The following is a 14,434-nucleotide window of genomic DNA, read 5'->3' as shown; positions in this document are numbered from 1 at the left end:
TGAGCCTGCTCGCGATAGCGGTGTGTCAGTCGACATTTATCTCAACTGACACACCGCTATCGCGAGCAGGCTCACTCCTACAGGTTTATTCGTCTGCCCACAAATCTGTAGGTGACCGGGCTTACTCAGCCTTGAGGGTTTTCACGTCTTCGCTAGTACCCAGCAACAACAGATCCGCCGGACGCGCCGCGAACAAGCCGTTGGTGACCACGCCGACAATCGCATTGATCTGCGCTTCCAGCTCCACCGGGTTGGTGATCTGCAGGTTGAACACATCCAGAATGATGTTGCCGTTGTCGGTCAAAACGCCTTCGCGGTACACCGGGTCGCCGCCCAGTTTCACCAATTGGCGGGCGACGTGGCTGCGGGCCATCGGGATCACTTCGACTGGCAGCGGGAATTCGCCCAGCACCGGCACCAGTTTGCTGGCGTCGGCGATGCAGATGAAGGTCTTGGCCACGGCGGCAACGATCTTCTCGCGGGTCAGAGCGGCGCCGCCGCCCTTGATCAGGTTCAGGTGCGCGTCGCTTTCATCGGCGCCATCAACGTAGAACTCCAGGTCGCTGACGGTGTTCAGCTCATACACTGGAATCCCGTGGCCCTTCAGACGCGCGGCAGTGGCTTCGGAACTGGCAACCGCGCCATCGAACGCGCCCTTGTGCTGGGCCAGAGCGTCGATGAAGCAGTTGGCGGTGGAGCCGGTGCCGACCCCGACGATGCTCTTGTCGTCGAGTTTCGGAAGGATGAAGTCGACGGCGGCCTGAGCCACTGCCTGTTTGAGTTGATCCTGGGTCATGCGGGCTCCGGAAGCGGGCAAGGTGAGAACGGAAAGGCCGGCATTATAGCCGCAAGCGCGGCTAAAACCTCTGGATTCGTGTGGTCGTGCGGGCAAAAGCCGGGTTAGACTCCCCGGTCCCGCTCAACCGCTCAGTGATGCTTTCCGATGCTCGAACAGTACGTCAAAAAGATCCTCACCTCGCGCGTTTATGACGTTGCCGTAGAAACCCCGCTGCAGAACGCTCGCCAGCTCTCCGAGCGGCTGGGCAATGACATCTGGCTCAAGCGTGAAGACTTGCAGCCGGTGTTCTCGTTCAAGATTCGCGGCGCCTACAACAAGCTGACGCAACTGAGCGATGAAGAGCGCGCGCGTGGCGTGGTCACCGCGTCGGCGGGCAATCATGCGCAGGGTCTGGCCCTGGCGGCGAAAGTGCTGGGCGTCAAAGCCACCATCGTCATGCCCAAGACCACCCCCGAGATCAAAGTCGAAGGCGTGCGCTCGCGCGGCGGCAAAGTCGTGCTGCACGGCGATTCGTTTCCGGAAGCGCTGGCCTACTCACTGAAACTGGTCGACGAAAAAGGCTACGTCTACATCCACCCGTATGACGATCCGCACACCATTGCCGGGCAGGGCACCGTGGCGATGGAAATTCTGCGCCAGCACCCGCAGCCGCTGGACGCGATTTTCGTTCCGGTCGGTGGCGGTGGTTTGATCGCCGGTATCGCCGCGTACGTGAAATACCTGCGTCCGGACATCAAAGTCATCGGCGTCGAGCCGGACGACTCCAACTGCCTACAAGCGGCGATGGCTGCCGGCGAGCGCGTGGTGCTGCCGACCGTCGGCATCTTTGCCGACGGCGTGGCCGTGGCGCAGATCGGTCAGCACACCTTCGACATCTGCAAAGACTATGTCGATGAAGTGATTACTGTCAGCACCGACGAGATCTGTGCAGCAATTAAAGATATCTACGACGATACCCGCTCGATCACCGAACCTGCCGGCGCGTTGGGCGTGGCCGGGATCAAGAGGTACGTCGAGCAACGCGGTGTCAGCGGCCAGACCTTCGTCGCCATCGACTCCGGTGCCAATGTCAACTTCGACCGCCTGCGTCACGTTGCCGAGCGCGCCGAACTGGGCGAGGGCCGTGAAGCGATCATCGCCGTGACCATCCCCGAGAAGGCCGGCAGCTTCAAGGCGTTCTGCGAAGCCATCGGCAAGCGCCAGATCACCGAATTCAACTATCGCTACAACACCGGCAGCGAAGCGCACATCTTCGTTGGTGTGCAGACTCACCCGGAAAACGACCCGCGCAGCGCATTGCTGGCGAGCTTGGCCGAGCAGGGTTTCCCGGTGCTCGACCTGACTGACAACGAACTGGCCAAGCTGCACATCCGCCACATGGTCGGTGGTCACGCGGCGCATGTGATTGATGAAGTGGTGTTCCGCTTCGAGTTCCCGGAACGTCCGGGCGCACTGTTCAATTTCCTCAATAAGCTCGGTGGGCGCTGGAACATCTCGATGTTCCACTACCGCAACCACGGCGCCGCTGATGGCCGCGTGGTCGCGGGCCTGCAAGTGCCGCACGACGAGCGTCATCTGGTGCCGGCGGCGCTTGAGGAAATCGGCTACCCGTACTGGGATGAAAGCGACAACCCGGCCTATCAGCTGTTTCTTGGCTGAGCGGCTACGCTGATGGGCATGGCCCAAGGAAGAGAAATTCATGGAAACCCTGACCACCCTGAAAGTCCTTCATGTCGCGGCGACCGTGGTGATCCTCGCCAGCGGGTTGGGGCTCGCTGCTCTTTCCTGGCGTAATCGCAGCGAAGGGCCGGCCAGCACGATGCAGCGGCCCTGGCTGTTTATCTGGTGTTTGATGCTGATCGGTATGCTGAGCATGCCTTTCACCGGCTGGTGGTTGGTACATCTGATCGGCTGGCCACTGGGGCAGTTCTGGATTCTGGGGTCCAGCGTGATCTATGCCGTGGCCACGTTGAGTGCGGTCTGGCTGCTGGTTCGGCTGAATCGGCTGTGGACGAGCGGGGTTGGTAACTGGAAATTCACGTTGGCGCTGGCGATTGTCAGCGGCGTCGGGTTTCTCGCCATTGCGGGGTTGATGGGGGCCAAGCCTGTTTAAGGCTATATACCGAGTCGAGCCAATCGCTGGCAAGCCAGCTCCCACAGGGATCTTCAGTGAACACGGATATTGTGGACAGCCGAAAAACCTGTGGGAGCTGGCTTGCCAGCGATGGCGTAATCAGCCGCGCAGACTAATCACCGGCCAGCCACGCTTCTCTGCTTCGGCGCGCAGATTCGGATCCGGATCGACAGCAACCGGATTCGCCACCTGCTCCAGCAACGGCAAATCATTCATCGAATCGCTATAGAAATAGCTGTCATCCAGAGAATATCCGGTCTCTTCCAGCCAACGATTCAGCCGCGTCACCTTGCCCTCGCGAAAGCACGGAATGTCGGTGCTGCGCCCGCTATAACGGCCATCAACCATTTCACACTCGGTTGCGATCAGGGTTTCAACGCCCAGGCGCACAGCAATCGGCGCGGTGACGAAGCGGTTGGTCGCGGTGATGATCACCAGTTTGTCGCCAGCATCGCGGTGCTTTTTCAGCAGTTCCAGCGCCTTGGGCAAGATGATCGGTTCGATGCAGTCGCGCATGTAATCGTTGTGCCATTGATCGAGCACGGCCATTTCGGTGCGGCCGAGGATCTCCAGGCAGAAGTTCAGGTACGCGGCGTTATCCAGTTTGCCGGCCAGGTAATCCTGATAGAACTCGTCGTTGCGAGCCTTGTACGCAATCGGGTCGAGGAAGCCGCGTTCACACAGATAGTCGCCCCAAGCGTGATCGCTGTCGCCGCCCAGAAGGGTGTTGTCCAAATCGAATAGAGCCAGGCGCATTGCAGTTACCCGCTGATAAGTCTGTAAAAAGGCGACAAGAATACGGTCTTTTCACAAGAGTGCACATAAGGTAGGAAGCCTCGTTGCCGCCTTATCAACCTTTGTGGAACAATGCGGCGACATGCGTTTGCGAGGTTGTTGCCGTGATCGACCCCGATGGTTTCCGCCCCAATGTCGGGATCATTCTGACGAATGACGCCGGCCAGGTGCTATGGGCTCGCCGTATCAATCAAGATGCCTGGCAGTTTCCGCAAGGGGGAATCAACCCTGAAGAGACGCCGGAAGACGCCTTGTACCGCGAGCTGAACGAAGAAGTTGGCCTGGAACGTGAAGATGTTGAAATACTGGCCTGTACTCGGGGCTGGTTGCGCTATCGTTTGCCGCAACGTCTGGTGCGTACGCACAGCCAACCGCTGTGCATCGGCCAGAAACAGAAATGGTTTCTCCTGCGCCTGATCTCCAACGAGCAACGGGTGCGGATGGATTTGACCGGTAAACCGGAGTTCGATGGCTGGCGCTGGGTCAGCTATTGGTATCCGTTGGGCCAGGTGGTGACATTCAAGCGCGAGGTGTATCGCCGCGCCCTCAAAGAGCTTGCCCCGCGCCTTTTAGCGCGCGACTGACGACGGAGTTCGACCCCGAGCCATGCTCAATACGCTGCGCAAGATCGTCCAGGAAGTTAACTCCGCCAAGGATCTCAAGGCGGCGTTGGGGATTATTGTGTTGCGCGTCAAAGAGGCCATGGGCAGCCAGGTCTGCTCGGTCTACCTGCTTGATCCCGAGACCAACCGCTTCGTCCTGATGGCCACCGAGGGCTTGAACAAGCGCTCGATCGGCAAGGTCAGCATGGCACCCAACGAAGGTCTGGTCGGTCTGGTCGGCACGCGTGAAGAACCCCTGAACCTCGAAAACGCTGCGGATCACCCGCGCTACCGTTACTTCGCCGAAACGGGCGAGGAGCGTTACGCTTCGTTCCTCGGTGCACCGATCATTCACCACCGCCGCGTCGTCGGCGTGTTGGTCATCCAGCAAAAAGAACGCCGCCAGTTCGACGAAGGTGAAGAAGCCTTCCTCGTGACCATGAGCGCGCAGCTCGCCGGCGTAATCGCCCACGCCGAGGCCACCGGTTCGATCCGCGGTCTGGGCCGTCAGGGCAAAGGCATTCAGGAAGCCAAGTTCGTCGGCGTGCCGGGTTCGCCGGGTGCGGCGGTCGGTACGGCGGTGGTCATGCTGCCGCCGGCCGATCTCGACGTGGTGCCGGACAAGACCATCACCGACATCAACGCCGAGCTGGCGCTGTTCAAGACCGCCATCGAAGGCGTGCGCGCCGACATGCGCGCGTTGTCCGCCAAGCTGGCGACGCAACTGCGCCCGGAAGAGCGCGCGCTGTTCGACGTCTACCTGATGATGCTCGACGATGCTTCACTAGGCAGCGAAATCACCACCGTGATCAAGACCGGTCAGTGGGCCCAAGGCGCGCTGCGCCAGGTGGTCACTGAGCACGTCAACCGTTTCGAACTGATGGACGACGCCTACCTGCGTGAGCGTGCCTCGGACGTCAAAGACCTCGGTCGCCGCCTGCTCGCCTATTTGCAGGAAGAGCGTCAGCAGAATCTGGTCTACCCGGAAAAAACCATTCTGGTCAGCGAAGAACTGACGCCGGCGATGCTCGGCGAGGTGCCGGAAGGCACGCTGGTCGGTCTGGTCTCGGTACTCGGTTCGGGTAACTCCCATGTGGCGATCCTGGCCCGGGCCATGGGCATTCCGACGGTGATGGGTCTGGTCGACCTGCCGTATGCCAAGGTCGACGGCATCGAAATGATCGTCGACGGCACACGCGGCGAGGTCTACACCAACCCAAGCGAAGTGCTGCGCAAGCAGTTCGCTGAAGTCGTCGAAGAAGAGAAACAACTGGCGCTGGGCCTCGACACCCTGCGTGACTTGCCATGCGTGACCCTCGACGGTCACCGCATGCCGCTGTGGGTCAACACCGGTTTGCTCGCCGATGTGGCGCGGGCGCAGAAGCGTGGCGCCGAAGGTGTCGGCCTGTACCGCACCGAAGTGCCGTTCATGATCAACCAGCGCTTCCCGAGCGAGAAGGAACAACTGGCGATCTACCGCGAGCAGCTCGCCGCGTTCCACCCGCAACCGGTGACCATGCGCAGCCTCGACATCGGCGGTGACAAGTCGCTGTCGTACTTCCCGATCAAGGAAGACAACCCGTTCCTCGGCTGGCGCGGTATTCGCGTCACCCTCGACCACCCGGAAATCTTCCTGGTGCAGACCCGCGCGATGCTCAAGGCCAGCGAAGGCTTGAACAACCTGCGGATTCTGCTGCCGATGATCTCCGGCACTCACGAACTCGAAGAAGCCCTGCACCTGATCCACCGCGCCTGGGGCGAAGTACGCGACGAAGGCACCGATGTGCCGATGCCGCCGATTGGCGTGATGATCGAGATTCCGGCAGCGGTGTACCAGACCAAGGAACTGGCGCGGATGGTCGACTTCCTGTCCGTCGGCTCCAACGACTTGACTCAGTATTTGCTGGCGGTCGACCGTAACAACCCGCGTGTGGCCGATCTTTACGATTACCTGCATCCGGCAGTACTGCAAGCCCTGCAAACCGTGGTACGCGATGCCCATGCCGAAGGCAAACCGGTGAGTATCTGCGGCGAAATGGCCGGTGATCCGGCGGCGGCGGTGCTGTTGATGGCGATGGGGTTCGACAGCCTGTCGATGAACGCCACCAACTTGCCGAAGGTGAAGTGGATGTTGCGTCAGGTCAATCTGAGCAAGGCTCAGGAGTTGTTGGCCGAGTTGATGACCATTGATAACCCGCAGGTTATCCACAGTTCGCTGCAATTGGCGCTGAAGAACCTTGGGTTGTCGAAGATGCATCCGCCGGCGGTGGTCAAAGCCCTCTGAAGATCAAAAGCCCCTCACCCTAACCCTCTCCCAAAGGGAGAGGGGACTGATCCGGGGATGCTGCAGAACTCCGCCGACCTGAAGCTGCCTTGCTGAATCCATAATCGATTCACACCGGGATGAAAGTGCTGTGCTGAATCCATAATCGATTCACGCGGGGGTGAAAGTGCTGCGCTAAAGCCATAATCGACTCGGTCTTTCAGGTCGATGTACGGCTCAAGACACCTCGGTCGGCCCCCTCTCCCTTTGGGAGAGGGCTGGGGTGAGGGTCTGCTCTTAAGCTGTTATCTCCACTTCGCCCAAATGCCCGCCATACGGCCCGAAACTCCGCTCGACTATCCGTCGCGTCCCATCCGCCTGCACGATCAACGCCGTACTCGCCCGCGTTCCATAGCTCTGGCTGGCAATAAACACACTCGACAGCAATGTTTCAGTGGCCAGACCCACCCCGGTATCCGGCAATTCCGCTTCCGGCGCGGTCTGGGCATCGCTTAGCAAATCGAGCAAGTGCTGCGGTTGCGGATCATCCAGCACCGCACTCAACCCAGCCTTGGCCTTGAGCAACTTCGGCCACGGCGTGTCCAGCCCGGCATTGGATACCCCGTAGACGCCCGATTCCAGCATCACCGGCTCCGACAGCCGCGCATTGAAGTGCCACAGCTCATGACTATTGCCGAGCAACAGATTAAACCCGGCATATTCCGCCGAATGCCCGACCACTTCGTTCAAATAATCATCAATCGACGCATCGCCAGTCAGAAACCGCGCCACCAGCTCACCCCGCGACTTGCGTGCCGTTGGCTGCTGCGGATCACGAATATTGGTCAGCGCAGCAAAGCGCCCGCTGGCACCTATCCCCAGCCAGGTTCCGCCGGCCTCCAGATCACGTCCGGCATGCACATGCGGCGCCTCCGTCCACTGCGCCAGAGGCAGGCTCGGCCGGGCGTAGAATTCGTCGCGGTTGGCCGCGACGATCAGCGGCTGGGCATGGCCCGGGCGCCAGGCGAAAACAATCAGGCACATAAGGTGGTCCTTGTGTGTTTTTTGCTCACTCTACGCATCCCGCGTCCGTGCATCCATCGCCAGTGGAGCCAAAGGGTGTGCATCCGTTACCATGCCGCTCCGGTTTTGCGGATGCGGTCTGGGGAGACGGTCATGGAATTTCTGCTCTATCTGGCGCTGGGCGCCTGTGCGGGCGTGCTGGCCGGGCTGTTCGGGGTTGGCGGCGGGATCATCATTGTCCCGGTGCTGGTGTTCAGTTTCACCTTGCAGGGCTTTGATCAGTCGATCCTCACCCATCTGGCGGTCGGCACGTCGCTGGCGACGATCATCTTCACCTCGGTCAACGCCGTGCGTGAGCATCATCGACGAGGCGCAGTGCGCTGGCCGATCTTCATGTGGATGGCTGTCGGCATCCTGCTCGGTGCAGGCTTCGGCGCATTGACTGCAGAAGCGATCTCCGGCCCGCACCTGCAAAAGATCATCGGCGTGTTTGCCTTGATCATCTCGGTGCAACTGGCACTGGACATCAAACCCAAGGCCAGCCGAACGGTGCCGGGTAAACTCGGTCTGACCGTGGCCGGCAGTGTGATTGGCTGGGCCTCGGCGATTTTCGGCGTCGGTGGCGGCTCGCTGACCGTGCCGTTCCTGACCTGGCGCAGTGTGCCGATGCAGCAAGCGGTGGCGACATCGTCGGCCTGCGGCCTGCCGATCGCCTTGGTCAGTGCATTAAGTTTCATGATTCTGGGGTGGCACGATCCGTTGTTGCCGGCCCATAGTCTCGGTTTTGTGTATTTGCCGGCGTTGTTGGGCATTGCCCTGACCAGCATGATCTTCGCCCGCATCGGCGCGCGTTTGGCGCATCGCTTATCGCCGCGCTTGCTGAAACGGCTGTTCGCCGCTTTGCTGTTCAGCGTGGGCGTGAGCTTCCTGCTTTAATCGCGTCGCAATCCTGGCTTAATCCTGAGGTGGCAGCGTCGCCCGGGAATTTTGGTTTCAACTCTAACGAGGAGTCGCAATGCTGCCTTACCCGCAGATCGACCCGGTGGCCCTGGCCATCGGTCCGCTGAAAATCCACTGGTACGGTCTGATGTACCTGATCGGCATCGGCGGTGCGTGGCTGCTGGCGTCGCGCCGGCTCAACCGTTTCGACCCGACCTGGACCAAGGAGAAACTCTCCGACATGGTCTTCTGGATGTCGATGGGCGTGATCGTCGGCGGGCGCCTGGGCTATGTGCTGTTCTACGATCTGAGCGCCTACCTGGCCAACCCGACACTGATTTTCGAAGTGTGGAAGGGCGGCATGTCGTTCCACGGCGGGTTCATCGGTGTGATGCTGGCCGCGTTGTGGTTCGGCAAGCGCAACGGCAAGTCGTTCTTCCAGTTGATGGACTTCGTCGCGCCAATGGTGCCGATCGGTCTGGGCGCCGGGCGCATCGGCAACTTCATCAACGCCGAGTTGTGGGGCAAGGCCACCGACGTGCCGTGGGCCATGGTCTTCCCGCCATTCAGTGATCCGGCGCAACTGCCGCGTCACCCGTCGCAGCTGTATCAGTTCGCGCTCGAAGGCGTCGCGCTGTTCCTGATTCTGTGGATTTTCTCGCGCAAACCGCGTCCGACCATGGCCGTTTCCGGCATGTTCGCGCTGTTCTACGGCATCTTCCGTTTTATCGTCGAATTCGTTCGCGTGCCGGATGCACAACTGGGCTATCTGGCCTGGAACTGGCTGACCATGGGCCAGGTGCTCTGCGTGCCGATGATCGTCGGCGGGCTGTTCCTGATCTGGCTGGCCTATCGTCGCGCGCCGGCAGCACCGCTCGCGCCGACGGCTTAAACTACGAACCCCGGCGCGCGACGCCGGGGCTCAAAGGACACAGGTAACTCATGAAGCAATATCTCGAACTGGTCTCGCACGTTATCCAGAACGGCACCAAACAGGCCAACCGCACCGGCATCAACACCATCAGTTTCCCGGGTGCGATGCTGCGCTTCGATCTGCAGGAAGGTTTTCCGGCGATCACCACGCGCAAGATGGCCTTCAAATCGGCCATCGGCGAGATGTGCGGTTTTCTCCGTGGCGTCAACAACGCCGCCGAATTCCGGGCGCTGGGCTGCAAGGTCTGGGACCAGAACGCCAACGAAAACGCGCAGTGGCTGGCCAACCCGTTCCGTCAGGGTGACGACGACCTCGGCGAAATCTACGGCGTGCAATGGCGCAAATGGCCGGCGTACAAGCAGATCCCGCTGAGCAACACCGCCGCCATCGAACAAACCCTGGCCAACGGCTACAAGCAGATCGCTCAGGGCGAAGAAGACGGCCAAGCCTACGTGGTGTTGTACAAAGCCATCGACCAGGTGCGCCAGTGCGTCGACACGATCATCAATGATCCAGGCAGCCGCCGCATCCTGTTCCACGGCTGGAACGTCGCTCAGCTGGATGAAATGGCCCTGCCGCCGTGCCATCTGCTGTACCAGTTCCACCCGAATGTCGAGACCAAAGAGATTTCTCTGACCCTCTACATCCGCTCCAACGATCTGGGCCTGGGCACACCGTTCAATCTCACCGAAGGCGCCGCGCTGCTGAGCCTGATCGGTCGCCTGACCGGTTACACGCCGCGCTGGTTCACCTATTTCATCGGTGATGCACACGTCTACGAGAACCATCTGGACATGCTCAACGAACAGCTCAAGCGCGAGCCGTTCGCGATGCCGAAACTGAAAATCTCCGACCGCGTGCCGGAGTTTGCCAAGACTCGCGTGTATCAGCCGGAATGGTTGGAGCTGGTCGAGCCGAGCGATTTCTCGCTGGAAGGCTATGAGCATCACGCGCCAATGACCGCGCCAATGGCGGTCTAGTCAGCAGGATCGTTCCCACGCTCTGCGTGGGAATGAATCCCGTGACGCTCCGCGTCACTTAGGACGCGGAGCGTCCATGGCGGCATTCCCACGCGGAGCATGGGAACGAGCGCCAACGTCAATGGCCGTGGCTGCGGCCTACGTGGGAGTGTTCCACTTCCGTCGCGACAACCCCGCCACTCACTTCCAGCCGCTGCAAAATCCCGCATTGATCGGCCATCGGCCCTTCGCCACAGCGTTGGCGCAGGTCGAGCAACTGTGTCTGCAACGCCAGCAACCCATCAATCCGCGCCTTCACATGCTGGATATGCTCGTCGATCAACGCATTGACGCTCTCACACTGATCCTGCGGGCTGTCGCGCAAGGCGAGCAGGCTGCGGATTTCTTCGAGGGTCATGTCGAGGGTGCGGCAGTTGCGGATGAACGTCAGGCGTTCGGCGTGGGCCTGGGTGTAGACGCGGTAGTTGCCGTCGCTGCGCGCCGGTTCCGGCAGGAGGTTTTCGCGCTCGTAGTAGCGGATGGTTTCCACGGCGCAGTCGGTGAGTTTGGCCAGTTCTCCGATCTTCATGACGACAATCTCCAAAAGGGTGCTTGACCCTATAGTGGCTACAGGGTCTTTACTTGGCAACAGGCACCTTCATGGACGCGACCAATGAGTGATTCCCAGCATACCCACAAGCCCGGCGACGGCCACGACCACAGTCATAAATTGCAGCCTGTGCATAAGCATTCACATGGCGGCGATGCCTGCTGCGGATCGAAAGCCGCAGCACCGGCACCGGTTCATGCGCACGAAGATTCCTGCTGCTCGTCGACAGCTGCCGCGCCTGCGTTGGTGCAACTGAGCGAGAAAACCAGCGCCGACGCGCGGCTGAGCAGTTTCCGTATCGAGGCGATGGACTGCCCGACCGAGCAGACACTGATTCAGAATAAACTCGGCAAACTCGCCGGCGTGCAGCAGCTCGAATTCAATCTGATCAACCGCGTACTCGGCGTGACCCATAACCTGCCGGGCACCGAGCCCATCACCGAAGCGATCAAATCCCTCGGCATGCACGCCGAACCGCTGGAGGCGGGCGTCGAAGCGCCAGCCCCGGCACCGGTGAAAAAACACTGGTGGCCGCTGGCGCTGTCCGGTGTCGGTGCGCTGGCCGCTGAAGTCATCCACTTCACCAGCGCCGCACCGACCTGGGTGGTGGCGATCATCGCGCTGGTGTCGATCCTCAGCGGTGGTCTGAGCACTTATAAAAAGGGCTGGATCGCCCTGAAGAACCGCAACCTCAACATCAACGCGCTGATGAGCATTGCTGTGACCGGTGCCATCCTCATCGGCCAGTGGCCGGAAGCGGCGATGGTGATGTTCCTGTTCACCGTCGCCGAGTTGATCGAAGCGCGCTCGCTGGACCGTGCGCGCAACGCGATCAGCGGTTTGATGCAGATGACGCCGGAGCAAGCCACGGTGTTGCAGGCTGACGGCAGCTGGATTGAGCAGGACGTGAAAAGCGTCGAGCTCGGTGCCCGTGTGCGGGTAAAGCCCGGCGAGCGCATTGCGCTGGACGGTGAAGTGGTCAGCGGCAGTTCGACCATCGACCAGGCGCCGATCACCGGTGAGAGCCTGCCGGTCGAGAAAACCGTCGGCGACAAAGTTTTCGCCGGCACCATCAACCAGGCCGGTTCGCTGGAATACACGGTGACCGCAGCGGCGAACAACTCGACCCTGGCGCGCATCATCCACGCCGTCGAACAGGCCCAAGGTGCGCGCGCCCCGACCCAGCGCTTCGTCGATCAGTTCTCGAAAATCTACACGCCGGTGGTGTTCGTGTTTGCCTTGGCCGTGGCGATCATTCCGCCGCTGTTCATGGGCGCAGTGTGGTTCGACTGGATCTACCGCGCGCTGGTGTTGCTGGTGGTCGCCTGCCCATGCGCTCTGGTGATTTCCACCCCGGTGACCATCGTCAGCGGCCTCGCGGCAGCGGCGCGCAAAGGCATTCTGGTCAAGGGCGGCGTGTATCTGGAGGGCGGTTTCAAGCTCGATTATCTGGCGCTGGATAAAACCGGCACGATCACCCACGGCAAACCGGTGCAGACCGATTACCTGTCCCTTGATCCGACCGCCGATGCCACCGCACCTTCAATCGCCGCGGCGTTGGCCGGCCGTTCCGATCACCCGGTGTCGCTGGCTATCGCTAACGCCGCTGTGGATAAACACTTCGCAGCGCTGATTGTGGATAACTTCGAAGCGTTGGGCGGGCGTGGTGTCAAAGGCGACATCAACGGTCAGACCTACCATTTGGGCAACCACCGTCTGGTCGAAGAGTTGGGCCTGTGCTCGCCGGCACTGGAAGAAAAACTCTTCGCGCTGGAGAAACAGGGCAAATCCGTGGTGCTGCTGCTCGACAATTCTGGCCCGCTGGCACTGTTCGCGGTGGCGGATACCGTCAAGGAAACCAGTCGCGAAGCAATCCGTCAGCTCCACGAACTCGGGGTGAAAACCCTGATGCTCACCGGCGACAACGTTCACACCGCCCAAGCGATTGCCGCGCAGGTTGGCATCGACGAGGCCCGTGGCGACTTGCTGCCGACCGACAAACTGCAAGCCATCGAGGAGCTTTACGGTAAAGGTCATCGGGTCGGCATGGTCGGCGACGGCATCAACGATGCCCCGGCACTGGCCCGCGCCGAGATCGGTTTCGCCATGGCCGCTGCCGGCACCGACACCGCGATTGAAACCGCCGATGTCGCCCTGATGGACGACGATCTGCGCAAGATCCCGGCGTTCATCAGCCTGTCGCGCAACACCGCGAGCATCCTGAAACAGAACATCGCCCTGGCGCTGGTGATCAAGGCTATCTTTCTTGCGGTAACCTTCGCCGGGCTCGCCACCATGTGGATGGCGGTGTTCGCTGACATGGGCGTGAGCCTGTTGGTGGTGTTCAACGGTTTGCGCCTGTTGCGCAAATAAACGATGAGGGATGGTTGTGCTGAGTGCCGAGCTGAAAGCGTTTTACATGGTCGCCCGCCTGGGCAGCATTACGCTGGCGGCGAAAAAACTCGGCCTCAGCCAACCGACCGTGACCACGCAGATCCGCAATCTGGAAAGTCAGTATTCGGTGGAGCTGTTCTACCGCGGCGGCCGGCGCCTGAGCGTCAGTGACGAAGGCGCGCGGCTGCTGCCGATGGTCAAGACGCTGTTGCAGCAGGAAGCCGACATCGAGTTTTTCCTGCGCAACAGCGGTCAGGTGCAGGGCACATTGCGCATCGCCGCGACGGCGCCGTATTACATTCTCGATCTGGTGAAAACCTTCCGCGAGCGCTTGCCGCAAGTGGAAGTGTCGGTGGAAATCGGTAACTCGCAGCAGGTGCTCGAAGCGCTGGAGGATTACCGGGTGGACATCGCTGCGTCGTCGCAATTGCTCGATGACGCGCGGTTGATTCGGCGGGTGCTTGGCACTGATCCGCTGGTACTGGCGGTGCATCGCAATCATCCGCTGGCGGCGCAGGAGCATGTGGCGTTGAGCGCACTGGCCGGGCATACGTTGTTGATGCGTGAGTCGGGTTCGACCACGCGGCGGCTGACGGAAGAGTTGCTGGCGAGTGCCGGGGTGAGCTTCGGGCCGTTACTGGAGATCGGCAGCCGTGAGTCGATTCGTGAGGCGGTGTTGCGCAATATCGGCATCAGCATTATTGCCCGGCAGGAAGTGCCGCATGATCCGCAGTTGCGCGTGCTGACGATCGAGAATGCGCCGCAGATTCCTGAGTATCTGTATTGCCTGAAGGAGCGCAAGGGCGCGCGGTTGCCGGCGGCGTTCCTCGGCTTGGCACAGGAAATGTCCCCAGCTTGAAGATCAAAAGATCGCAGCCTTCGGCAGCTCCTACAGGGGGACGCATTCCAATGTAGGAGCTGCCGAAGGCTGCGATCTTTTGATCTCCAACCAAAATCCCCGAATACCACTATCGGCGGTTTT

13 protein-coding genes are annotated in these 14,434 nt (G+C 60.8%); 9 read left to right on the top strand and 4 right to left on the bottom strand.

Annotation, left to right across the window (positions count from 1 at the left end):
- Window positions 1-121: 121 nt before the first annotated feature.
- Window positions 122-796 carry a ribose-5-phosphate isomerase RpiA gene (gene rpiA, locus AC3IUF_RS28300; RefSeq protein ID WP_489279873.1) on the bottom strand — a complete coding sequence of 225 codons (675 nt, stop codon included), beginning with the start codon at window positions 794-796 and terminating at the stop codon, window positions 122-124.
- 147 nt (window positions 797-943) lie between these two features.
- On the opposite strand from rpiA, the gene ilvA reads away from it, so the two are divergent.
- Together ilvA and AC3IUF_RS28290 are read left to right on the top strand one after the other, a co-directional pair.
- Window positions 944-2,458, top strand: a complete 1,515-nt coding sequence (ilvA, locus tag AC3IUF_RS28295) for a threonine ammonia-lyase, biosynthetic (protein ID WP_007913893.1) — start codon at window positions 944-946, stop codon at window positions 2,456-2,458.
- Window positions 2,459-2,498: 40 nt separating this feature from the next.
- Window positions 2,499-2,912, top strand: a complete 414-nt coding sequence (locus tag AC3IUF_RS28290; RefSeq protein ID WP_095112822.1) for a DUF2269 family protein — start codon at window positions 2,499-2,501, stop codon at window positions 2,910-2,912.
- Window positions 2,913-3,032: 120 nt separating this feature from the next.
- Here AC3IUF_RS28290 and AC3IUF_RS28285 read toward each other — a convergent pair whose 3' ends face one another.
- The gene (locus AC3IUF_RS28285) at window positions 3,033-3,689 is read right to left on the bottom strand and encodes a histidinol-phosphatase (RefSeq protein WP_007913897.1); all 657 of its coding nucleotides are present in this window, start codon (window positions 3,687-3,689) and stop codon (window positions 3,033-3,035) included.
- Window positions 3,690-3,832: 143 nt separating this feature from the next.
- Here AC3IUF_RS28285 and AC3IUF_RS28280 point away from each other — a divergent pair, with 143 nt between their 5' ends.
- Window positions 3,833-4,312, top strand: a complete 480-nt coding sequence (locus AC3IUF_RS28280) for an RNA pyrophosphohydrolase (RefSeq protein WP_003229203.1) — start codon at window positions 3,833-3,835, stop codon at window positions 4,310-4,312.
- Between the two features lie 22 nt (window positions 4,313-4,334).
- On the top strand, window positions 4,335-6,614 hold the full coding sequence (gene ptsP, locus AC3IUF_RS28275; protein WP_007913900.1) for a phosphoenolpyruvate--protein phosphotransferase: 2,280 nt from the start codon (window positions 4,335-4,337) through the stop codon (window positions 6,612-6,614).
- 276 nt (window positions 6,615-6,890) lie between these two features.
- Here the strand turns inward: ptsP and AC3IUF_RS28270 are convergent, their stop codons facing one another.
- Window positions 6,891-7,637 (bottom strand): NRDE family protein, encoded by a 747-nt coding sequence (locus AC3IUF_RS28270; RefSeq protein ID WP_414916446.1) that lies wholly within the window; start codon window positions 7,635-7,637, stop codon window positions 6,891-6,893.
- Between the two features lie 132 nt (window positions 7,638-7,769).
- On the opposite strand from AC3IUF_RS28270, the gene AC3IUF_RS28265 reads away from it, so the two are divergent.
- The 3 genes from AC3IUF_RS28265 (at window position 7,770) to AC3IUF_RS28255 (ending at window position 10,469) form a co-directional block, all read left to right on the top strand.
- Window positions 7,770-8,552 (top strand): sulfite exporter TauE/SafE family protein, encoded by a 783-nt coding sequence (locus tag AC3IUF_RS28265; protein WP_007913005.1) that lies wholly within the window; start codon window positions 7,770-7,772, stop codon window positions 8,550-8,552.
- Between the two features lie 79 nt (window positions 8,553-8,631).
- A complete protein-coding gene (gene lgt, locus AC3IUF_RS28260) occupies window positions 8,632-9,447 on the top strand; it encodes a prolipoprotein diacylglyceryl transferase (protein WP_007913003.1) in 816 nt (271 codons plus the stop codon).
- A 50-nt stretch (window positions 9,448-9,497) separates the two neighbouring features.
- Window positions 9,498-10,469, top strand: a complete 972-nt coding sequence (locus AC3IUF_RS28255; RefSeq protein WP_489279870.1) for a thymidylate synthase — start codon at window positions 9,498-9,500, stop codon at window positions 10,467-10,469.
- A gap of 118 nt (window positions 10,470-10,587) precedes the next feature.
- Here the strand turns inward: AC3IUF_RS28255 and cadR are convergent, their stop codons facing one another.
- Window positions 10,588-11,037, bottom strand: a complete 450-nt coding sequence (gene cadR, locus AC3IUF_RS28250; protein ID WP_007912999.1) for a Cd(II)/Pb(II)-responsive transcriptional regulator — start codon at window positions 11,035-11,037, stop codon at window positions 10,588-10,590.
- An 84-nt stretch (window positions 11,038-11,121) separates the two neighbouring features.
- Here cadR and AC3IUF_RS28245 point away from each other — a divergent pair, with 84 nt between their 5' ends.
- Together AC3IUF_RS28245 and AC3IUF_RS28240 are read left to right on the top strand one after the other, a co-directional pair.
- A complete protein-coding gene (locus AC3IUF_RS28245) occupies window positions 11,122-13,431 on the top strand; it encodes a heavy metal translocating P-type ATPase (protein ID WP_489279868.1) in 2,310 nt (769 codons plus the stop codon).
- Between the two features lie 16 nt (window positions 13,432-13,447).
- Complete coding sequence (locus tag AC3IUF_RS28240) at window positions 13,448-14,311, top strand: LysR family transcriptional regulator (RefSeq protein WP_064116303.1); 864 nt, start codon at window positions 13,448-13,450, stop codon at window positions 14,309-14,311.
- Window positions 14,312-14,434: the final 123 nt, after the last annotated feature.

The sequence above is a fragment of the Pseudomonas sp. KH_040 genome (genome assembly GCF_057839305.1).
This window is presented reverse-complemented; position numbering and strand designations above follow the sequence as displayed.